At 66.2% G+C, this 18,902-nt stretch carries 19 protein-coding genes; 11 read left to right on the top strand and 8 right to left on the bottom strand.

All coding sequences use genetic code 11. The annotated features are described in order from the left end of the window. Nucleotides 1–71 precede the first annotated feature (71 nt). The gene (gene dnaB / locus ACF8ML_RS14955; protein ID WP_016447754.1) at nucleotides 72–1,508 is read left to right on the top strand and encodes a replicative DNA helicase; all 1,437 of its coding nucleotides are present in this window, start codon (nucleotides 72–74) and stop codon (nucleotides 1,506–1,508) included. Between the two features lie 74 nt (nucleotides 1,509–1,582). Here the strand turns inward: dnaB and ACF8ML_RS14950 are convergent, their stop codons facing one another. The 4 genes from ACF8ML_RS14950 to ACF8ML_RS14935 form a co-directional block, all read right to left on the bottom strand. Next, nucleotides 1,583–1,981 carry a hypothetical protein gene (locus ACF8ML_RS14950; protein ID WP_047326624.1) on the bottom strand — a complete coding sequence of 133 codons (399 nt, stop codon included), beginning with the start codon at nucleotides 1,979–1,981 and terminating at the stop codon, nucleotides 1,583–1,585. Between the two features lie 3 nt (nucleotides 1,982–1,984). Next, nucleotides 1,985–3,790, bottom strand: coding sequence for a PhoH family protein (locus ACF8ML_RS14945; RefSeq protein WP_047326625.1), 1,806 nt, complete (start codon nucleotides 3,788–3,790; stop codon nucleotides 1,985–1,987). 176 nt (nucleotides 3,791–3,966) lie between these two features. After that, on the bottom strand, nucleotides 3,967–4,452 hold the full coding sequence (locus ACF8ML_RS14940; protein ID WP_012207021.1) for a peroxiredoxin: 486 nt from the start codon (nucleotides 4,450–4,452) through the stop codon (nucleotides 3,967–3,969). A 138-nt stretch (nucleotides 4,453–4,590) separates the two neighbouring features. Beyond that, a complete protein-coding gene (locus ACF8ML_RS14935; protein ID WP_017407848.1) occupies nucleotides 4,591–4,959 on the bottom strand; it encodes an Mth938-like domain-containing protein in 369 nt (122 codons plus the stop codon). A gap of 171 nt (nucleotides 4,960–5,130) precedes the next feature. Between ACF8ML_RS14935 and ACF8ML_RS14930 the strand changes: the two genes are divergently transcribed. From ACF8ML_RS14930 to ACF8ML_RS14900, 7 genes are all read left to right on the top strand, one after another. After that, nucleotides 5,131–6,366, top strand: coding sequence for a pyridoxal phosphate-dependent aminotransferase (locus ACF8ML_RS14930; RefSeq protein WP_016447750.1), 1,236 nt, complete (start codon nucleotides 5,131–5,133; stop codon nucleotides 6,364–6,366). A 110-nt stretch (nucleotides 6,367–6,476) separates the two neighbouring features. After that, on the top strand, nucleotides 6,477–7,826 hold the full coding sequence (locus tag ACF8ML_RS14925; RefSeq protein WP_016447749.1) for a homoserine dehydrogenase: 1,350 nt from the start codon (nucleotides 6,477–6,479) through the stop codon (nucleotides 7,824–7,826). 140 nt (nucleotides 7,827–7,966) lie between these two features. Further along, the gene (thrC, locus tag ACF8ML_RS14920) at nucleotides 7,967–9,394 is read left to right on the top strand and encodes a threonine synthase (protein WP_047326626.1); all 1,428 of its coding nucleotides are present in this window, start codon (nucleotides 7,967–7,969) and stop codon (nucleotides 9,392–9,394) included. Between the two features lie 46 nt (nucleotides 9,395–9,440). Then, nucleotides 9,441–10,001 carry a molybdopterin-guanine dinucleotide biosynthesis protein B gene (mobB, locus tag ACF8ML_RS14915; protein WP_017404075.1) on the top strand — a complete coding sequence of 187 codons (561 nt, stop codon included), beginning with the start codon at nucleotides 9,441–9,443 and terminating at the stop codon, nucleotides 9,999–10,001. 10 nt (nucleotides 10,002–10,011) lie between these two features. Beyond that, on the top strand, nucleotides 10,012–11,247 hold the full coding sequence (gene glp / locus ACF8ML_RS14910; protein ID WP_047326627.1) for a gephyrin-like molybdotransferase Glp: 1,236 nt from the start codon (nucleotides 10,012–10,014) through the stop codon (nucleotides 11,245–11,247). Beyond that, nucleotides 11,244–11,519: a molybdopterin converting factor subunit 1 gene (gene moaD / locus ACF8ML_RS14905; protein ID WP_046985424.1), complete on the top strand. Its 276-nt coding sequence runs from the start codon at nucleotides 11,244–11,246 to the stop codon at nucleotides 11,517–11,519. Before glp ends, moaD begins: the two co-directional genes overlap by 4 nt. A 5-nt stretch (nucleotides 11,520–11,524) precedes the next feature. Next, a complete protein-coding gene (locus ACF8ML_RS14900; RefSeq protein WP_017404077.1) occupies nucleotides 11,525–11,878 on the top strand; it encodes a recombinase family protein in 354 nt (117 codons plus the stop codon). On the opposite strand, the gene dapA is transcribed toward ACF8ML_RS14900, so the two are convergent. The 3 genes from dapA to ACF8ML_RS14885 all read right to left on the bottom strand — a co-directional run bounded on the left by dapA (nucleotide 11,824) and on the right by ACF8ML_RS14885 (nucleotide 13,651). Beyond that, nucleotides 11,824–12,759, bottom strand: a complete 936-nt coding sequence (gene dapA, locus ACF8ML_RS14895; protein WP_047326628.1) for a 4-hydroxy-tetrahydrodipicolinate synthase — start codon at nucleotides 12,757–12,759, stop codon at nucleotides 11,824–11,826. The two genes, ACF8ML_RS14900 and dapA, sit on opposite strands and share 55 nt — an antisense overlap. A gap of 284 nt (nucleotides 12,760–13,043) precedes the next feature. Beyond that, the gene (locus ACF8ML_RS14890) at nucleotides 13,044–13,388 is read right to left on the bottom strand and encodes a hypothetical protein (RefSeq protein ID WP_016451199.1); all 345 of its coding nucleotides are present in this window, start codon (nucleotides 13,386–13,388) and stop codon (nucleotides 13,044–13,046) included. Between the two features lie 8 nt (nucleotides 13,389–13,396). Beyond that, nucleotides 13,397–13,651: a hypothetical protein gene (locus ACF8ML_RS14885; protein WP_016447741.1), complete on the bottom strand. Its 255-nt coding sequence runs from the start codon at nucleotides 13,649–13,651 to the stop codon at nucleotides 13,397–13,399. A 99-nt stretch (nucleotides 13,652–13,750) separates the two neighbouring features. On the opposite strand from ACF8ML_RS14885, the gene moaE reads away from it, so the two are divergent. Then, entirely contained in the window at nucleotides 13,751–14,212 is a 462-nt protein-coding gene (gene moaE, locus ACF8ML_RS14880) for a molybdopterin synthase catalytic subunit MoaE (protein ID WP_017404080.1), read from the top strand. Nucleotides 14,213–14,221: 9 nt separating this feature from the next. Here moaE and ACF8ML_RS14875 read toward each other — a convergent pair whose 3' ends face one another. Beyond that, on the bottom strand, nucleotides 14,222–15,115 hold the full coding sequence (locus ACF8ML_RS14875) for a DMT family transporter (RefSeq protein ID WP_244160451.1): 894 nt from the start codon (nucleotides 15,113–15,115) through the stop codon (nucleotides 14,222–14,224). A gap of 104 nt (nucleotides 15,116–15,219) precedes the next feature. Here ACF8ML_RS14875 and ACF8ML_RS14870 point away from each other — a divergent pair, with 104 nt between their 5' ends. Further along, complete coding sequence (locus ACF8ML_RS14870) at nucleotides 15,220–16,128, top strand: AraC family transcriptional regulator (RefSeq protein WP_047326629.1); 909 nt, start codon at nucleotides 15,220–15,222, stop codon at nucleotides 16,126–16,128. A gap of 133 nt (nucleotides 16,129–16,261) precedes the next feature. Continuing rightward, nucleotides 16,262–18,874: an ATP-dependent chaperone ClpB gene (gene clpB / locus ACF8ML_RS14865; protein WP_046239138.1), complete on the top strand. Its 2,613-nt coding sequence runs from the start codon at nucleotides 16,262–16,264 to the stop codon at nucleotides 18,872–18,874. Nucleotides 18,875–18,902: the final 28 nt, after the last annotated feature.

Here is an 18,902-nt window from a genome sequence, read left to right as displayed (position 1 = left end):
CCGGGTGATGACGCCGGGTGGCGCGGCCTTTTGCCAGCCGCTACGATGGCGGGCTCATCTCCAGGAATTCCATGTCGTCCGTAATGCCCCCGCTCGATCTCGATGATGCGTTCGCACCGCTGCTGCCCGCTGGCGACCAGCAGGTCGCGCAGTTGCGCGTGCCGCCGCATTCGATGGAGTCCGAGTCCAGCGTGCTGGGTGGCCTGCTTCTGGACAACAGTGCCTGGGACCGCGTGGGCGATCTGCTGGTGGATGGTGATTTCTACCGCCATGAGCACAAGCTGATTTACGAGGCCATCGGCAAGCTGATCAATGCCAGCAAGCCGGCCGACGTGATCACGGTGTACGAGCATTTGCAGGGCATGGGCAAGGCCGAGGAAATTGGCGGCCTGCTGTACCTGAACCAGCTGGCGCAGTACGTGCCCAGTGCCACCAACATCCGGCGCTACGCGGAGATCGTGCGCGAGCGCTCCATCCTGCGCAAGCTGGTGACGGCCAGTGATGACATCGCCACCAATGCCTTCAATCCGCAGGGCAAGACGGTGGACCGCATCCTTGACGAGGCCGAGCAGAAGATCCTGGCCATCGGCGAGGAGGGGGCGCGCAACAAGCAGGGCTTCCAGTCGCTCGACACGCTGGTGGTGGACCTGCTGGACCGTGTCCAGGAGATGGCCGACAACCCCATGGACGTGACCGGCGTGCCCACGGGCTTCGTCGATCTGGACCGCATGACCAGTGGCCTGCAGGCTGGCGACCTGGTGGTGCTGGCCGCACGCCCCTCGATGGGCAAGACCTCGTTTGCGGTGAATATCGCCGAGCACGTGGCGCTCAACGAAGGCCTGCCGGTCGCCATTTTCTCCATGGAAATGGGCGCGGCCCAGCTGGCGGTGCGTATCGTCGGCTCCATCGGCCGCGTCAACCAGGGCAATCTGCGCACGGGCAAGCTCAACGATGACGAGTGGCCGCGCCTGACGGAAGCCATCGAGCGGCTGCGCACGGTGTCCCTGCACATCGACGAGACGCCCGGCCTGTCGCCTACGGAGCTGCGCGCCAATGCGCGGCGCCTGGCGCGTACCTGCGGCAAGCTGGGCCTGATCGTGGTCGACTATCTGCAGCTGATGAGCGGCTCGGGTTCGGCCGCCAGTTCCGACAACCGTGCGACCGAGCTGGGCGAGATTTCGCGGGGCTTGAAGATGCTGGCCAAGGAGTTGCAGTGCCCGGTGATTGCCCTGTCCCAGCTCAACCGTTCGGTGGAGCAGCGCACCGACAAGCGCCCCATGATGTCCGACCTGCGCGAATCGGGCGCCATCGAGCAGGATGCCGACATCATCATGTTCATCTACCGCGATGACTACTACAACAAGGACAGCAAGGAGCCCAACATCGCCGAAGTCATCATCGGCAAGCAGCGTAACGGCCCGACCGGCACGGTCAAGCTGTTCTTCCAGAAAAACCAGACGCGCTTCGAGAACCTGGCCGTGGGCTACGGTGGTGGCGACGAGTACTGATTGCAGCGCTTGGCTTTCAGGCTTTCCATGAAAAACGGCCCCGAGGGGCCGTTTGGTTTTTTGCAGTGGGCGGTCTATGTACGCCAGGCATGGATCAGCAGACCTGCCACGCAGGCGCCGAGGATGGCACAGGCCCAGGCCAGCCGCTGGGCGCCCGTGCGCAGCGCACCCACGGTGGCCACGATCTGGGCATTCTGCTCGGCCAGCTTCTCGATCAGTTCCAGCGACTGGCGCTGTGACTGCTCCAGCTGCGTGATGCGGGCTTCCTGGGCCTGGATCAGCAGCAGAGCCTGTTCGCCAGCCGAGCGCGGAGCTGCCAGCGGCTCGCCGGCTGCAGCCGGCTGCGCGACGACCGCCTGCTCCGCATCCTTTTTGCGCAGCAGGCTCTTGGCTGCCTTGACGACCTGGGGGGTGGCCTCGATGACATCGCCCCAGGGCACCAGCTTCAGCGCCGTGATCCAGCTGATCGCCATGGCTTACAGCACCTCGCTGGCGAAGTCGGCCAGGCGCGAGCGCTCGCCGCGCGCCAGCGTGATGTGGCCGCTGTGGGGCCAGCCCTTGAAGCGGTCCACGGCGTAGGTCAGTCCCGACGATCCCTCGGTCAGGTAGGGCGTGTCGATCTGCGCCAGATTGCCCATGCAGATGATCTTGGTGCCGGGGCCGGCGCGCGTGATCAGGGTCTTCATCTGCTTGGGCGTCAGGTTCTGGGCCTCGTCGATGATGACGTACTTGTTCAGGAAGGTGCGGCCGCGCATGAAGTTCATGCTCTTGATCTTGATGCGGCTGCGGATCAGCTCGTTGGTGGCGGCGCGGCCCCATTCGCCGGCATTGCCGCCATCGCCCTTGGCCAGGAATTCGAGGTTGTCGTCGAGGGCGCCCATCCAGGGGCCCATCTTCTCTTCCTCGGTGCCGGGCAGGAAGCCGATGTCCTCGCCCACGCTGACCGTGGCGCGCGTCATGATGATCTCGGTGTAGCGGCGGTCGTCCAGCACCTGGGACAGGCCGGCGGCCAGGGCCAGCAGGGTCTTGCCCGTGCCGGCCGTGCCGGTCAGCGTGACCAGGTCGATGTCCGGGTTCATCAACAGGTTCATCGCGAAGTTCTGTTCGCGGTTGCGCGCCGTGACACCCCAGACGGCGTACTTGGGATTGCCGAAGTCCTTGAGCGTCTTGAGCACGGCCGTCTTGTCGCGGATCTCGGTCACGCGCATGAACAGGCTGGGCTCGCCCGGTGCCTCGTGGTAGACGAACTGGTTGATCATCAGCTGGTCGACGATGGCGCCGCTGATGCGGTAGTAGGTGATGGCGCCTTCCTGCCAGCTTTCGACGTTCTTGCCGGCCTTGGCCCAGAAGTCCTGGGGCAGGGCCAGGGCGCCTGCGTACAGCAGGTCGCCGTCGTCCAGTACCTTGTCGTTCTGGTAGTCCTCGGCCGCAAGGCCCAGGGCGCGTGCCTTGACGCGCATGTTGATGTCCTTGGACACCAGCACGACTTCACGCTCGCTGAACTTCTTGCGCAGCGCGGCGACCACGCCCAGGATCTGGTTGTCCGCCTTGCCCTGGGGCAGGCTGTCGGGCAACGAGGTCTCCAGCGGTTCCGTCTGGAAATACAGCATGCCGGTGGCGCTGCGCTGGCCCGTGGCATTCAGCGGCAGGCCCTTGTCCAGCGTCTCGGAGGGCTGGGAGGCGACCAGTGAATCCAGCGTGCGGCTGACCTGGCGGCCGTTGCGCGCCACTTCGGTCATGCCCTTCTTGTGGCCGTCGAGCTCTTCCAGCACCACCATGGGCAGGAAGATGTCGTGCTCCTCGAAGCGGAACAGGCTGGTCGGGTCGTGCAGCAGCACGTTGGTGTCGAGCACGAACAGCGTCTTCGGGCCTGTGCGCGTGCGGCGTGGGCGAACCGGCGCTGCCAGCAGTGCTGCCGGCTTGGCTTCCGTGGCCGACCTCTTGGTCGACCGGGCGCTGGACGGCGCTGCCGTTGCGTTGGATTTGTCGGTTGCGCGGCGCTGCCGATTGGCAGGGGCTGCAGTCGCGGGCGCAGGAGCCGGTGATGCGGCCTTGGTGCTGCGGCCGCGCGCCGGTGCGGGCTTTGCGGCTGTGGTGGTGGTGTTGGAGGCGGAGGCCGGGGCCGGCTTGCGCTTGCGTGGCGCGGCGGCAGCTACGGCCTCGACTGCATCGGGAAGATCGTCAGCGGGCAGGGGGTCTGCGTGCTGGGCACCGCGCACGGGAAGAAAGGCTTCGGGGGAGAGCTTGGCGGCACGGCGGCCGGGTGCGGGGGGCAGGGGCATGGTGGACGAACCGTTCCTCAACAAGGATCAAAAAGCACAAAGCCGCCTGGAAACCGAGGCGGCTTTGGAGGGGTGACAGGGAAAAGCGTCTTTGCTAAGAGGCATTGCCCCATTATGCATAGGCGGACGGCCTGAATATGTCGGCCGGCACTCTGTCACCTGTCGGATTGTTGCTATCAGGCAGCCTGCTTCAATGCCTTCAGGGTCTTGACAGCCTTGAGCACCTCATCAACGTGGCCGGGAACCTTCAGGCCGCGCCATTCCTGCACCAGCAGGCCATCGGCTCCGACCAGGAAGGTGGAGCGCTCGATGCCCTTCACCTTCTTGCCGTACATGATCTTGTTCTTGACCACGCCGAACATGTGGCACATCTTCTCTTCCGTATCGGCGATCAGCTCGAACGGCAGTTCCAGCTTTTCCTTGAAGTCGTCGTGCGACTTCATGTTGTCGCGCGAGACGCCAAACACGGTGGCGCCAGCTTTCACGAAGTCCTTGTACTTGTCGCGGAACTGCATGGCTTCGGTGGTGCAGCCAGGCGTATTGTCCTTGGGGTAGAAATACAGGATCAGAATCTGGCCCGTGTGGGAGGTGTTGGTCACCTTGATCCCGCCGGTAGCGTTGGCTTCAAATTCGGGAAGGGGTTTGTTGACAACGATCGCCATGCGCTTATATCTCTCGGGTGTAGTCGTTGAAATGCCGAGGGCCGTGTTTGTGTTTTTGCTTTTATCGGAAATGCCCCCAACCGCAACCTGCAATTTTACCCTGAAAACGGAATTTCTCCCAATCAGGGGGGCAGGAGTCTACTCCAAGAGTAGGGCCGCGACGACGTTACGGCCTTCGCTGGCAAGGATGTTGTAGGTGCGACACGCGGCCTGCGTATCCATGCTTTCCAGGCCGATGCGTCGGGCCATGAGCGGGCGCAGCCAGGCCGCTGGCGGGAAGCGGTTGCGCTGGCCGCTGCCCAGGATGATGACCTCTGCATCCAGCTGGGACAGGGCCTCGAAATGCTCAGGCGTCAGGTCTTCGAAGCGGGCGCAGTCCCAGGCCTGGCGCAGGCCTTTGGCGCCGACAAGCAGGCTGTGTTCGAACTTTTCCCGGTCCACGGCGACCCAGCCGGGGCCATAGCCCGTGATGCTCTGTGCTTCGGATTTGTCGGCGTGGAATTTCATGGATGAGGGTGGCGCGGTCTGCGCGATGGGGGTGGCCGCCACATGGGTCGGGGCCAGGGCGATGCTGCATTGCGGAACTGTGGTCAAATTATAGGTTTCACCAGGGTGCATGGGGCACTTTGGCGTGCATGAAGGCCGCAAGCCCGCGCCGGCCACTTTCATATTCTCAGCATGAAAACCGTTCTCAAATCCGCAAAACTAGCCAACGTCTGTTATGACATCCGCGGGCCCATCATGGACGCGGCCAAGAAGATGGAAGAGGACGGCCAGAAGATCATCAAGCTCAATATCGGCAATCTGGCCGTGTTCGGCTTCGACGCTCCTGAGGAAGTGCAGCAGGACATGATCCGCAACCTGCCCAATTCGGCAGGCTACTCGGACAGCAAGGGCATCTTCGCGGCGCGCAAGGCCGTGATGCACGAAACCCAGCGCCAGGGCATCCTGGGCGTGACGCTGGACGATATCTACCTGGGCAATGGCGCATCCGAGCTGATCAGCCTGGCCACGAACGCGCTGCTGGACGACGGCGACGAGATGCTGCTGCCGGCGCCCGACTATCCGCTGTGGACCGCCGTGACCAGCCTGTCCGGCGGCACGCCCGTGCACTATATGTGCGACGAGTCCAACGGCTGGATGCCCGACCTGGACGACATCCGCGCCAAGATCACGCCGCGCACCAAGGGCATCGTCGTCATCAACCCCAACAATCCGACAGGTGCCCTGTACAGCAAGCAGCTGCTGCAAAGCATCGTGGCGCTGGCCCGCGAGCATGGCCTGGTGATCTTCGCCGACGAGGTCTATGACAAGGTGCTCTACGACGACGTCGTGCATACGCCGCTGGCCAGCCTGTCCACCGATGTGCTGACGCTGACCTTCAACTCGCTGTCCAAGGCCTATCGCAGCTGCGGCTACCGCGCCGGCTGGATGGTGGTCTCGGGCGACAAGAAGGCGGCCAAGGACTATATCGAGGGCCTGAACATGCTCTCCAACATGCGCCTGTGCGCCAATGTGCCTGGCCAATGGGCCGTGCAGACGGCGCTGGGCGGACACCAGAGCATCGACGAGTTGGTGCAGGAAGGCGGCCGGCTGCGCGTGCAGCGCGACCTGGCCTACCAACTGATCACCGAAATCCCCGGCGTGAGCTGCGTCAAGCCGCAGGCCGCGCTGTACATGTTCCCGCGCCTGGACCCCGAGATCTACCCGATCAAGGATGACCAGGCGTTCTTCCTGGAAGTGCTGCAGGAGACCAAGGTCATGCTGGTGCAGGGAACAGGCTTCAACTGGCCGCACCCCGACCATTTCCGCATCGTCTTCCTGCCGCACGACACCGACCTGCGCGAGGCCATCCGCCGCCTGGCCGTGTTCCTCGAGAAATACCGCAAGCGCCACGGCACGGACCGCGGCTGAACTGTGCGGGGGCCGGCGGGGGAGAGGGCCTTGCGCCGACCATCGCTTTTTACCGGCTGCCGGCGCGCACCCTCTGGGCGCCGCAGCATTTTTTGACTGGCAAGTAGTTTATGAAACCGATCCAAGTAGGCCTTCTGGGCATTGGCACCGTGGGCAGCGGCACCTTCAACGTGCTGCAGCGCAACCAGGAAGAGATCCGCCGCCGCGCGGGCCGCGGTATTGAGATTGCCATGGTGGCCGACCTGGATACGGAACGCGCACGCTCCGTCGTGGGCGACACGGCCAAGGTGGTCGGCGATGCGCGCGAGATCATCGCCAACCCCGAGATCGACGTGGTGATCGAGCTGATCGGCGGCTACGGCATTGCCAAGGCCCTGGTGCTGGAGGCCATTGCCGCTGGCAAGCATGTGGTCACGGCCAACAAGGCCCTGCTGGCCGTGCATGGCAGCGAAATCTTCAAGGCCGCCGCCGAGAAGGGCGTGATGGTGGCCTACGAAGCGGCCGTGGCCGGTGGCATCCCCATCATCAAGGCGCTGCGCGAAGGCCTGACGGCCAACCAGATCCAGTGGGTGGCCGGCATCATCAACGGCACGACCAACTTCATCCTGTCCGAGATGCGCGACAAGGGCCTGGACTTCGACGTGGTGCTCAAGGAGGCCCAGCGCCTGGGCTATGCCGAAGCCGATCCGACCTTCGACATCGAAGGCGTGGACGCCGCCCACAAGGTCACGCTGATGAGCGCCATCGCCTTCGGCATTCCCGTGCAGTTCGACAAGGCGCATGTGGAAGGCATTACCAAGCTGTCTGCGGCCGACATCAAGTACGCCGAGCAACTGGGCTACCGCATCAAGCTGCTGGGCATCACCAAGCGCACGGACAAGGGCATCGAGCTGCGCGTGCACCCCAGCCTGGTGCCGACCAAGCGCCTGATCGCCAACGTGGAAGGCGCGATGAACGCCGTCGTCGTCCATGGCGACGCCGTGGGCACGACGCTGTACTACGGCAAGGGCGCGGGCTCCGAGCCCACGGCCAGCGCCGTGATTGCCGACCTGGTGGACATTGCCCGCCTGCACACGGCCGACCCCGAGCACCGCGTGCCCCCGCTGGCCTTCCAGTCGAACACGCTGGTCGCCGCAGGTGGCGAGCTGCCCGTGCTGCCCATGAGCGAGGTGGTCACCAGCTACTACCTGCGCATCCGCGTGGCCGACGAAGCCGGCGTGCTGGCCAAGATCACCAGCATCCTCGCCGGTGCCGGCATCAGCATCGATGCCCTGCTGCAGCGCGAGGCTGGCGAGGTGAGCGGCGACAGCGAAGGCAGCCAGGGCGTGCCGCAGACCGACCTGATCATCCTGACCCACGCCACGCGCGAAGGCGACATGGATGCTGCCCTGGCGCAGATCCAGCAGTTGCCCACGGTGCTGGCCCCTATCAACCGCATCCGCAAGGAAGAGTTGAACTAAGACACCCCCTGAGCGGCTGCGCCGCTTCCCCCTCTCTCGCACGCGGGAGGGGGACGACGCCCTCGCTGCGGGGCGGCCCTTGCTCGGCATCCCTGGCATCGGCCGCGCCCCGTCTCACAGAATACTGACGAGGAAGCGACATGCTTTATCTTTCCACGCGCGGCCACGCGGACCGCAAGCGCTTTTGCGACATCCTGCTCGAGGGCCTGGCGCCCGATGGCGGGCTGTACCTGCCCGAGCGCTATCCGCAGATCGATGCCGCCCGCCTGGGCGAGCTGCGCAGCATCTACAAGGAGCAGGGCTACGCGGCCCTGGCCTTCGAGATCCTGAGCCTGTACATCGACGACATTCCGGCCGAGGATCTGCGCGCCCTGTGCGCCAAGACCTATACGCAGCAGGTGTTCGGCACGGCCGAGATCACGCCGCTGCGCCCGCTGGAAGACGGCCTGTGGCTCGAAGCCCTGTCCAACGGCCCCACGCTGGCCTTCAAGGATATGGCCATGCAGCTGCTGGGCAACCTGTTCGAGTACGAACTGGGCCGCCGTAGCGAGGAACTGAACATCCTGGGCGCCACCAGCGGCGACACCGGCAGCGCCGCCGAGTACGCCATGCGCGGCAAAAAGGGCGTGCGCGTGTTCATGACCAGCCCGCGCGGCCGCATGAGCCCCTTCCAGCAGGCCCAGATGTTCAGCCTGCAGGATGCCAACATCCACAACATCGCCATCGAAGGCGTGTTCGACGACTGCCAGGACATCGTCAAGGCCGTCTCCAACGACCACGCCTTCAAGGCGAAGTACAAGATCGGCACGGTCAACTCGATCAACTGGGCCCGCCTGCTGGCCCAGGTCGTCTACTACTTCGCCGGCTACCTGCAGGCCACGCAGGGCAATGACCAGAAGGTCAGCTTCACGGTGCCCAGCGGCAACTTCGGCAACATCTGCGCCGGCCATGTGGCGCGCCAGATGGGCCTGCCGATCGAACGCCTGGTGGTGGCGACCAACGAGAACGACGTGCTCGACGAGTTCTTCCGCACGGGCGCCTACGTGGTGCGCGGCAGCGAGCACACCTACGAGACATCGAGCCCCTCGATGGACATCTCCAAGGCCAGCAACTTCGAGCGCTTCGTGTTCGACCTGCTGGGTCGCGATGGACAGGCCACGCGCGAATTGTTCGCCGAGGGCGTGGCACGCCAGGGCCGCTTCGACCTGGGCGGCAACCCGCTGTTCCAGGAAGCTGCTGCCCGCTACGGCTTCGTCAGCGGCAAGAGCACGCATGCCGACCGCCTGGCCACCATCCGGGATACCTTCGAGCGCTTCGGCACCATGATCGACACGCACACGGCCGACGGCGTCAAGGTGGCGCGCGAGCAGCTGCAGGCCGGCGTGCCCATGATCGTGCTGGAGACGGCACTGCCCATCAAGTTCGCCGCCACCATCGAGGAGGCCCTGGGCCGCCTGCCCGATCGCCCGGCCAAGTTCGAAGGCATCGAGGACCTGCCCAAGCGCGTGACCGACTTGCCGGCCGACGCCGAGCAGGTCAAGGCCTACATCGCCCGGCATTGCGACTGATGCCACGGCCGGGCTGTCCGCAGGTCCGCAGCTGGAGTGCATGGCGATGAAGGTCATCGGCTTTGCCGGCTACTCCGGCTCGGGCAAGACCAGCCTGGTGGAGCTCCTGATCACGCTGATGCGTGCGCAGGGGCTCAGCGTTTCGGTGGTCAAGCATGCCCACCACCATTTCGATGTCGATCACGAGGGCAAGGACAGCTGGCGCCACCGCAAGGCGGGTGCCTATGAGGTGGTGCTGGCTTCCGATCGCCGTCTGGCGCTGATGCGCGAATTCCCCCGGCCCACGGAGCTGTCGGTGCACGACATGCTGGCCGAGCTGGACCCCCTCGTGGACTGGGTGCTGGTAGAGGGTTTCAAGCACGCCGATCTGCCCAAGATAGAAATCTGGCGCGAGCAGCCCGAGCGCACCAGCGCCGGCAAGACCCAGGCGCCTTTGTTCCCGCACGATCCCCATGTGCTGGCCGTGGCAACCGATGCGCCGGCCCGCCTGCCCGAGCCGCCGCGCCAGCCCGTGCTGGACCTCAACGCGCCAGTGCAGATACTGCAATGGCTGCTGGATCAGGGGGAGCGCCTGCGCTACCGTGCACCTGACAGCGGCCAAGACTAGGAGAAAAACCATGCGAGCCCCGCTCAAGCCCCTCGATGAAGCGCTGGCCGAACTGCTGGCCCAGGCACTGCCGCTGGCTGGCGATGACACCGTGGACTGCTTTGACGCCGATGGCCGCGTGCTGCGGGCCGACGCCGTCTCGCCGCTGCAGGTGCCGCCCCAGGACAACAGCGCCATGGACGGCTACGCCGTGCGCAGCGCCGAATGCACGCAGGGCAATGCCGAGCTGCCCGTCTCGCAGCGCATCCCCGCAGGCGCCGTGGGCCAGCCGCTGGCCGTGGGCACGGTGGCGCGCATCTTCACGGGGGCTCCGGTGCCCGAAGGTGCCGATGCCATCGTCATGCAGGAAGACTGCGAAGTTCTGGAAGACGGTCGCGTGCGCATCAAGGCGCGGCCCGAGGCCGGGCAATGGATACGCCGCTCGGGCGAAGACATCCGGCGCGGCGCCACCGTCATCGCGGCCGGCACGCGCCTGTCGCCGGCCGAGCTGGGCCTGGCCGCCAGCATCGGCCTGGCCTCTTTGCGCGTGGCACGCAAGCCGCGCGTGGCCCTGTTCTCCACGGGCGACGAGCTGGTCATGCCGGGCACGGTCGCGCCCGAGCAGATGCCGCCCGGCAGCATCTACAACAGCAACCGATTCTTCCTTCGCGCCCTGCTGCAGCGCATGGGCTGCGAGGTCACCGACTTCGGCATCGTCCCCGACCGGCGCGAGGCCACTGTGGATGCTTTGCGCGAGGCGGCCTGCGCGCATGACCTGATCCTGACCAGCGGCGGGGTGTCGGTCGGCGAGGAAGACCATGTCAAGCCCGCCATGCAGGCGCTGGGCCAGCTCGACCTCTGGCAGATCGCCGTCAAGCCCGGCAAGCCCTTCGCCTATGGCCGCGTGAACCGCGAGGGCGAAGGCTTTGCCCACTTCATCGGCCTGCCCGGCAACCCGGTCTCCAGCTTCGTCACCTTCCTTTTGCTGGTGCGCCCCTTCGTGCTGCGCCTGCAGGGCGTACAGCAGGCGCTGCCGCGCTCGGTCGAGGTGCGCGCCGACTTCCATTGGCCGCGCGGGGACAAGCGCCGCGAATTCCTGCGCGTGCGCTACAACGAGGGCGGTGGCCTGGAGCTGTTCCGCAACCAGAGTTCGGGCGTGCTGACCTCGGCGGCCTGGGGAGATGGCGTGGTGGACAACCCGCCAGGCCAGGCCATTGCGCCGGGCGACCGGGTGCGCTTCATCGCCTTTTCGGAGCTGCTGTCATGAGCCAGGCCGTCCCCATCGCCATCACCATCACCGTGCGCTATTTCGCCTCCATCCGCGAAGCCCTGGGCACGGGCAGCGAAGCCCTGTCCACCGAGGCCGCCACCGTGGGCGCGCTGCGTGAGGAACTGATTGCGCGTGGCGGTGCCGCCGCCGAAGCGCTGGCCCCTGGCAAGGCCGTGCGCATGGCGCTGAACCAGGTCCTGTGCGATGCCGGTGCCGCCATTCGCCAGGGGGACGAGGTGGCTTTCTTCCCTCCCGTGACCGGAGGTTGACCCAAATGACCACCGACAAGCCCGTGGACCAGGCCATCAGCGCACGCACGCGCAAGGCCTTGTCCGAAGCCAAGGCGCGCGGCGTGCAACTGGGCCGCGCAGGCGCAGACAACCTGCGCGCCACCGTGGAAAAGCGCAAATCCACGGCCGATGCCTTTGCCCAGCAGCATGAGGCGCTGTTCGCCGAACTGCAGGCGCGCGGCCTGACGCACCGCGCCATGGCCGCCGAACTCAATGCGCGCGGCATTGCCGCGGCCCGGGGCGGCGAGTGGACGCACGGTCAGGTGCAGCGCATCCTGAACCGCTACGCCGACCTGCGTTCGGCAACACTGTCTGCGGACGGCAGCAGCGGCAGCTGAATCCCGGCCAGCCGCTGCGCCAGCGCGGCCGATGCCGGCTGCATGGGCGCCCGCAGCGTTGCCCGCATTCGGCCCTGCTGCGCCAGCAAGGCCTTGATGGGGGCGGGGTTGGGCTCGGCAAAGCAGGCGGCGATGTGCGGCTGCAGCGACTGCCACAGCGCACGGGCAGCGGGCAGGTCGCCGCGCTCCAGGCATTGCATCAGCTCGACGAAGTGCCCTGTATGCGCGTGCGCGCTGGCAGCAATCGCTCCCGCGCCGCCCAGGGCCAGCGTGGAAAAGATCTGCGCGTCTTCGCCGGCCAGCACCTGCAGTTGCCCATCGGCGATCAGTGCCTGGGTCTTGGCGGCATCGCCCCCGCAATCCTTGATGGCCACGATGCGCTCATGTGCGGCCAGCGCACGCAGCGTGGCCAGCTCCAGCACCACGCCGGTGCGGTAGGGAATGTCGTAGACGATGACCGGATGGGCGCTGCGCTCGGCAATCGCCGTGAACCACTGCAGCAGGCCTGCCTGCGACGGGCGTATGTAATGCGGCGCGGGCACCAGAATGCCTGCCAGCGGCAGGGCGTTCAGTGCCTGAACGCGGGCCAGCGCATGCCCCAGGTGGCAGTCCGAAACGCCCATGACCACGGGCATGCCCTGGGCCGCTGAGAGGATGGTGGACAGGGAGGCATCGTGCTCCGCTTCGCTCAGCGCGGCGGCCTCGGCGGTCGAGCCGCAGGCCACGTAGCCGGCGATGCCGCTGGCGTTGTAGTGCTGCACCAGGGCGCGCAGCGCCCCGTGGTCCACCGCCGCCTCATCTCCAGGAAGAAAGGGCGTGACCAGCGGAAGCCACAGCCCCTGGAATCGGGCCTGTGGCGAGGTGGTGGAAGGCAAAGACATGGAAGATCCCTTCGGGTGATTCAAACAATGAACGACCGGACGCAGCCACCGGCCAGACCGAGGGCGGAAAGGCAGGCGCCTGAAGGGATGCGGGAAGGGGAGATGGAGGCTGCCGGGCCGGTTCCGTCGCTCATCTGGACGGAACCTCAGCTCCGGTCAGACGAGCTGGGGTTTGCAGGCTTTGACCAGGCACAGGCGCACGGCATCACCGTGGCATGTGGGGAAGGCAAAGATGGCAGGCATGGCGCGCAGTGTAGCGCGCCTGAGCACCTCGGTGGTGACCTTCAGGCTGCGCCTTCGCCGCCGGGAGGGGGTGATGCATCGGGCAGCAGCGGTGCCTGCCACTCCAGCAGCTCGGCCAGGCGCTGCACGATCCAGCGCGCCTCGCCAGGGCTGACGATGGAGCCCTCGGCCGCCAGGCCGGCGTGCATGCCCAGCAGCACGCCTTGCTCCGAAGAATTGCCCGAGTGGTAAAGCGTCTGTGCCTGCTCGACCAGGTGGCTGGCCAGGTCCTCGCACAGTTCATAACGTCCGACCACGTCTGCAATGGATGCCTTGAGCCGGCCGTGCCGGTCGGCATACAGGGCGGCAAAGCTCGGCGGCGGCTGTATCTGGCTGGTCTCGTCCATGGCGCGCCTCAATCGGGTTCGAACAGGCGTTCGAAGCGTGCGATGTCTTCGGCCAGCTCGCAGCTCACCAGCTGGCCCATCTTGCCGTCGCCCAGCCGGTGGGCTGCAAACAGCGTGGCCTTGCCGCGAAAGCCGTAGTCGGGCAGGTGGATGATGGTGTAGGGATGGGGCACGAACAGCTGGTGCTCGTAGACCACGCGCTGCTCGTTGCGCGGCGAGGGATAGAGCGTGTATTCGGGGGTGGTGATCGTGAGTGTGGCCATGCGTGGCCCGCCGCAGCAAAAAAGCGCTGGGGGCGGGGGAGGGCAATGCTACCGCGTTCATCGCCTTCTGGCGCGTCACCGGCCTGCGACAATGCGGGCATGCAAGCAGCCCGTGTATCCATCCAGACCGAGGATTTCGACGTATCGGCCGAACTCGCCGCCCTGCGCTCCGGCGACGCCCGCGTGGGGGCGGTCTGCAGCTTCATCGGCACCGTGCGCGACCGCAATGAGGGAGCCACCGTGGCCAGCATGGAGCTGGAGCACTACCCGGGCATGACCGAGAAATCCATCGAGGCCATCATCGACGAGGCCGTGCAGCGCTTCGGCATCCATGGCGCGCGCGTCATCCACCGCATCGGCCCGTTGCAGCCCATGGACCAGATCGTGCTCGTGGCCGTCACCGCATCGCACCGGGGCATGGCCTTCCAAGCCTGCGAATACATCATGGACTACCTCAAGTCGCTGGCGCCTTTCTGGAAAAAGGAACAGACGCCCGAGGGCGCGCGCTGGGTGGATGCGCGCGTCAGCGACGAAGAGGCGCTGGCGCGCTGGCGCCAGTGAGCTGACGCTTCAGGCCCTGCGCAGTGCGGCACCCCGCAACCATTGCGGCGGCCGGAACACCAGCAGGTTGCCGAACATCACCAGCAGCAGGCCACCCACGGCCAGCGGCGTCCACACATAGCCTTCGAAAAGTGCCGAGATACTGAGCGCAACGATGGGGAACAGCACCGTCGCATAGGCCGCCTTCTCGGGGCCCAGGCGCCCGACCAGGGTCAGGTAGGCCGTGAACGCGATCACCGAGCCCGGAATGGCCAGGTACAGCCAGGAGCCCACATAGGTCCAGCTGGCATCGAAGCGCCAGGGCAGGCCTGCCACCAGCGCATAGCCTGTCAGCAGCAGCGTGCCGGCCAGCATGCCCCAGGCATTGGTCTGGGCCGGCCGCCAGCCCATGGACTGCAGCGAGGCCGACAGCATGTTCCCGCAGGAAAAGCACAGCGTGCCCAGCACGGCCCAGCCCAGGCCGGGCAGGCTGGCATGCCGGCCTTCTCGCAGCTCGGGCCAGAACAGCGCCACCAGGCCTGCAAGGCCGAAGAGGCTGCCGGCCAGCACATGGGGCGCCAGCCTGCGGCCGTGGATGATGCGCGCCAGCAGCGCGTTCCAGAGATTGGCGCTGGAGAACACCACGGCGGCCAGGCCGCTGGCCAGCGTCTCGCTGGCATGCATGAAGCACACGAAGTTGAAGCTGAACAGGCACAGGCCCTGGGCCAGCACGCGCGGCAGCGCCGGGCCGCGGGGCACGCGCAGCTGGCGCGACCAGGCCAGCCAGGCGAACATCAGCACGGCGGCCAGCGCAAAGCGGTAGGCAATGGACAGCTCCACGGGCACGGCGCCCAGCTGCAGCTTCAGGGCGATCCAGGTCGAACCCCAGATCAGCACGACCAGGGCATAGAGGGTGGCAGTCATGGCCGGTGATGATGGCGCCGCAGGCTGGGCGGGCATGGCAGATTCCTGCGGTTTGATGGCCTGGCGCCATGCGTCGGTATGGCTGCGGGACCACAATCGCTGCCATGACGCCCACGCCGCTGCCCGAGCTGCCCTCCAGCCACCTGTGCCAGGTGCTGTCACGCTCCAAGGCCAGGCTGCAGCGGCGCGTGCGCCTGAGCGAGGGGGTGGAGCTGGCCGTCTGGGCCAATGTGGACGACGAGGTGCGCTACTGCCAGCCCGGTCACCACACGCTGTCGGTCTACCTGGCCGGCGGCGAGGGCTCGCAACTCAAGGCGCGGCCCGAGGCCATGGGGGCGCCGGGGCGCATCTGCATCTTCACGCCAGAGGACGAATCGCACTGGCTGGTGCGATCGCCCGTGCAGTTCCTGCACCTGTATGTGTCCGACCTGGCCTGGGCGGGGCGCGTGGTCCGCATGCTGGATGCCGAGCCCCGCTCGCGCACCTTGCGTGCGCAGATCTACGGGGACGATCAGGCCTTCCACGCCGGTGCCCGTGCGCTGATGCAACTGGACTGGCAGGACCCGCAGCAGCAACTGGCGGCCGATGCCATTGGCCAGCAGCTGGTGGACCGGCTGGTGCTGCAGTCCGCCACGCCGCGCCAGGTGCAGGCGCTGCAGCGGCCGCTGGGCGGGCTCTCTGCGGCCGTGCGGCGCAGGGTACTTGCCCATATCGAGGCGCATCTGCATGACTCCAAGGCCGTGTCGCTGCCGGCACTGGCGAGACAGGCCTGCCTTTCGGAATTCCATTTCGCACGCATGTTCCGCCAGAGCATGGGCTGCACGGTGCACGAATGGGTGCTGCAGCAGCGCCTGGCCCGGGCTCGGCGCGCCCTGGCTGCGCGCAACGTGCCGCCGCTGGCCGAGCTGGCGCTGGATTGCGGTTTTTCCAGCGCCAGCCACCTGGTGCGCAGCTTCCGGGCGCATTTGGGCGTTACGCCTACGCAGTTCTCGATCTTTCAGCGCAATGCTTGAGAAGGATGGCCGGCCTCGCCGGCCTTGATCTGGCGCAAGCGTCTGTCCTTGCGGGCCGGGCATGGCTTGAAATTTGCCCTGCCGGTATCAGATAAATCGCAATGACCCTGTTTCAGGAGCGAAAAGAAACACCATGCGAATCGACAAACTGACAACCAAGTTCCAGGAAGCCCTGGCCGACGCGCAAACGCTGGCCCTGGGCGGTGACCAATCCAATATCGAACCCCTGCACCTGCTCGTGGCGCTGCTGCGCCAGGACGACGGTCCGCGCTCGCTCTTGCAGCGCGCCGGCGCCAACGTGGGCCAGCTGCAGGCCGCGGCCGAGAAGGCCCTGGCCGATCTGCCGCGCGTGCAGCACCAGGACCAGGTGCAGGTCGGCTCCGAGCTGGGCCGGCTGCTGCAGGCGACCGAGAAAGAAGCCCTCAAGCGCGGCGACCAGTTCATTGCCAGTGAGCTGTTCCTGCTGGCGCTGACCGACAGCAGCGGCTCTTCCACGCGCGCAGGCCAATTGCTCAAGGAAAGCGGCGTGACGCGCTCCAGCCTGGAGTCGGCCATCAACGCCGTGCGCGGCGGCCAGACCATGGACAGCGCCGAAGGCGAAGGCCAGCGCGAGGCCCTCAAGAAATACACCATGGACCTGACCGAGCGCGCGCGCATCGGCAAGCTCGATCCGGTGATCGGGCGTGACGACGAAATCCGCCGCTCCATCCAGGTGCTGCAGCGCCGCAGCAAGAACAACCCCGTGCTCATCGGCGAGCCCGGCGTGGGCAAGACCGCCATTGTCGAGGGCCTGGCCCAGCGCATCGTGGCCGGCGAGGTGCCCGAAAGCCTCAAGAACAAGCGCGTGCTGTCGCTGGACATGGCGGGCCTGCTGGCCGGCGCCAAGTACCGCGGCGACTTCGAGGAACGCCTGAAGTCCGTGCTCAAGGAAGTGGCCCAGGAAGAGGGGCGCATCATCCTGTTCATCGACGAGATCCACACCATGGTTGGTGCCGGCAAGGCCGACGGCGCCATGGACGCGGGCAACATGCTCAAGCCGGCCCTGGCGCGCGGCGAGCTGCACTGCATCGGCGCGACCACGCTCGATGAATACCGCAAGTACATCGAAAAGGATGCGGCGCTGGAGCGGCGCTTCCAGAAGGTGCTGGTCGAGGAGCCCTCGGTCGAGGACACCATCGCCATCCTGCGCGGCCTGCAGGTGCGCTACGAGGCCCATCACGGCGTGGACATCACCGACCCGGCCATTGTGGCCGCGGCCGAGCTGAGCCACCGCTACATCACCGACCGCTTCCTGCCCGACAAGGCCATCGACCTGATCGACGAGGCTGCGGCCAAGATCAAGATCGAGATCGACTCCAAGCCCGAGGTCATGGACAAGCTCGAGCGCCGCATGATCCAGCTCAAGATCGAGCGCGAGGCCATGAAGAAGGAAAAGGACGAGGCCTCGCAAAAGCGCCTGCAACTGATCGAGGAAGAACTCGGCAGCCTGGAGCGCGAGTACGCCGACCTCGAAGACGTGTGGAAGAGCGAGAAGGCCAGCGCCCAGGGCTCCGAGCAGATCCGCAAGGAGATCGACCAGATCCGTATCCAGATCGACGAGCTCAAGCGCAAGGGCGACTTCAACAAGGTGGCCGAGCTGCAGTACGGCAAGCTGCCCTCGCTGGAAAAGCAGCTCAACGAAGCCCAGGCCAGCGAGCAGGGGCAGGGCGGTGCGCCCGCCCACAGATTGCTGCGCACCCATGTGGGCGCCGAGGAGATTGCCGAGGTGGTCAGCCGTGCCACGGGCATTCCCGTGGCCAAGATGATGCAGGGCGAGAAGGACAAGCTGCTGCGCATGGAAGACCGGCTGCATGACCGCGTCGTCGGCCAGGACGAGGCCATCTCGGCCGTGGCCAACGCCATCCGCCGTTCGCGCTCGGGCCTGTCCGATCCCAACCGGCCCACCGGTTCCTTCCTGTTCCTGGGCCCCACGGGCGTGGGCAAGACCGAGCTGTGCAAGGCGCTGGCCGGCTTCCTGTTCGACAGCGAAGACCATCTGGTGCGCATCGACATGAGCGAGTTCATGGAAAAGCATTCCGTGGCCCGCCTGATCGGCGCGCCGCCCGGCTACGTGGGCTACGAGGAAGGCGGCTACCTGACCGAGGCCGTTCGCCGCAAGCCCTACAGCGTGCTGCTGCTCGACGAGGTGGAGAAGGCCCATCCCGACGTCTTCAACGTGCTGCTGCAGGTACTGGACGACGGCCGGCTGACCGACGGCCAGGGCCGCACCGTGGACTTCAAGAATACGGTCATCGTGATGACGAGCAACATAGGCTCTTTGCTGATCCAGGCCATGGTCGGCGAGGATTACGATGATGTGAAAGACGCGGTCTGGGGGGAACTCAAGAACCATTTCCGACCCGAATTCCTCAACCGCATCGACGAGACCGTGGTGTTCCACGCGCTCGACGCGAAGAATATCGAGTCGATCGCAAGGATTCAGCTCAAGCTGCTGGAGCGGCGTTTGGAGAAAATGGACCTTGCGCTGCAGGTGTCCGACCAGGCACTGGCCGAACTGGCCAAGGTGGGCTTCGATCCCGTTTTCGGGGCCCGGCCGCTCAAGCGCGCGATACAGCAGCGGATCGAGAATCCGTTGTCGAAACTGCTGCTCGAAGGGCGCTTCCCGCCCAAGAGCACGATTGCGGTGCATGTGGACCCGGTACAGGAACCGGGCGTATTCCGGTTCGATGCGGCAGACTCCGCCTGACGCACCGGGCCAGCCAAGAAAGGCTTTG

Origin of the sequence: Delftia sp. WSY_10 (genome assembly GCF_043104705.1) — a bacterium.
In the GTDB taxonomy this organism is placed as follows: domain Bacteria; phylum Pseudomonadota; class Gammaproteobacteria; order Burkholderiales; family Burkholderiaceae_C; genus Comamonas; species Comamonas tsuruhatensis.
This window is presented reverse-complemented; position numbering and strand designations above follow the sequence as displayed.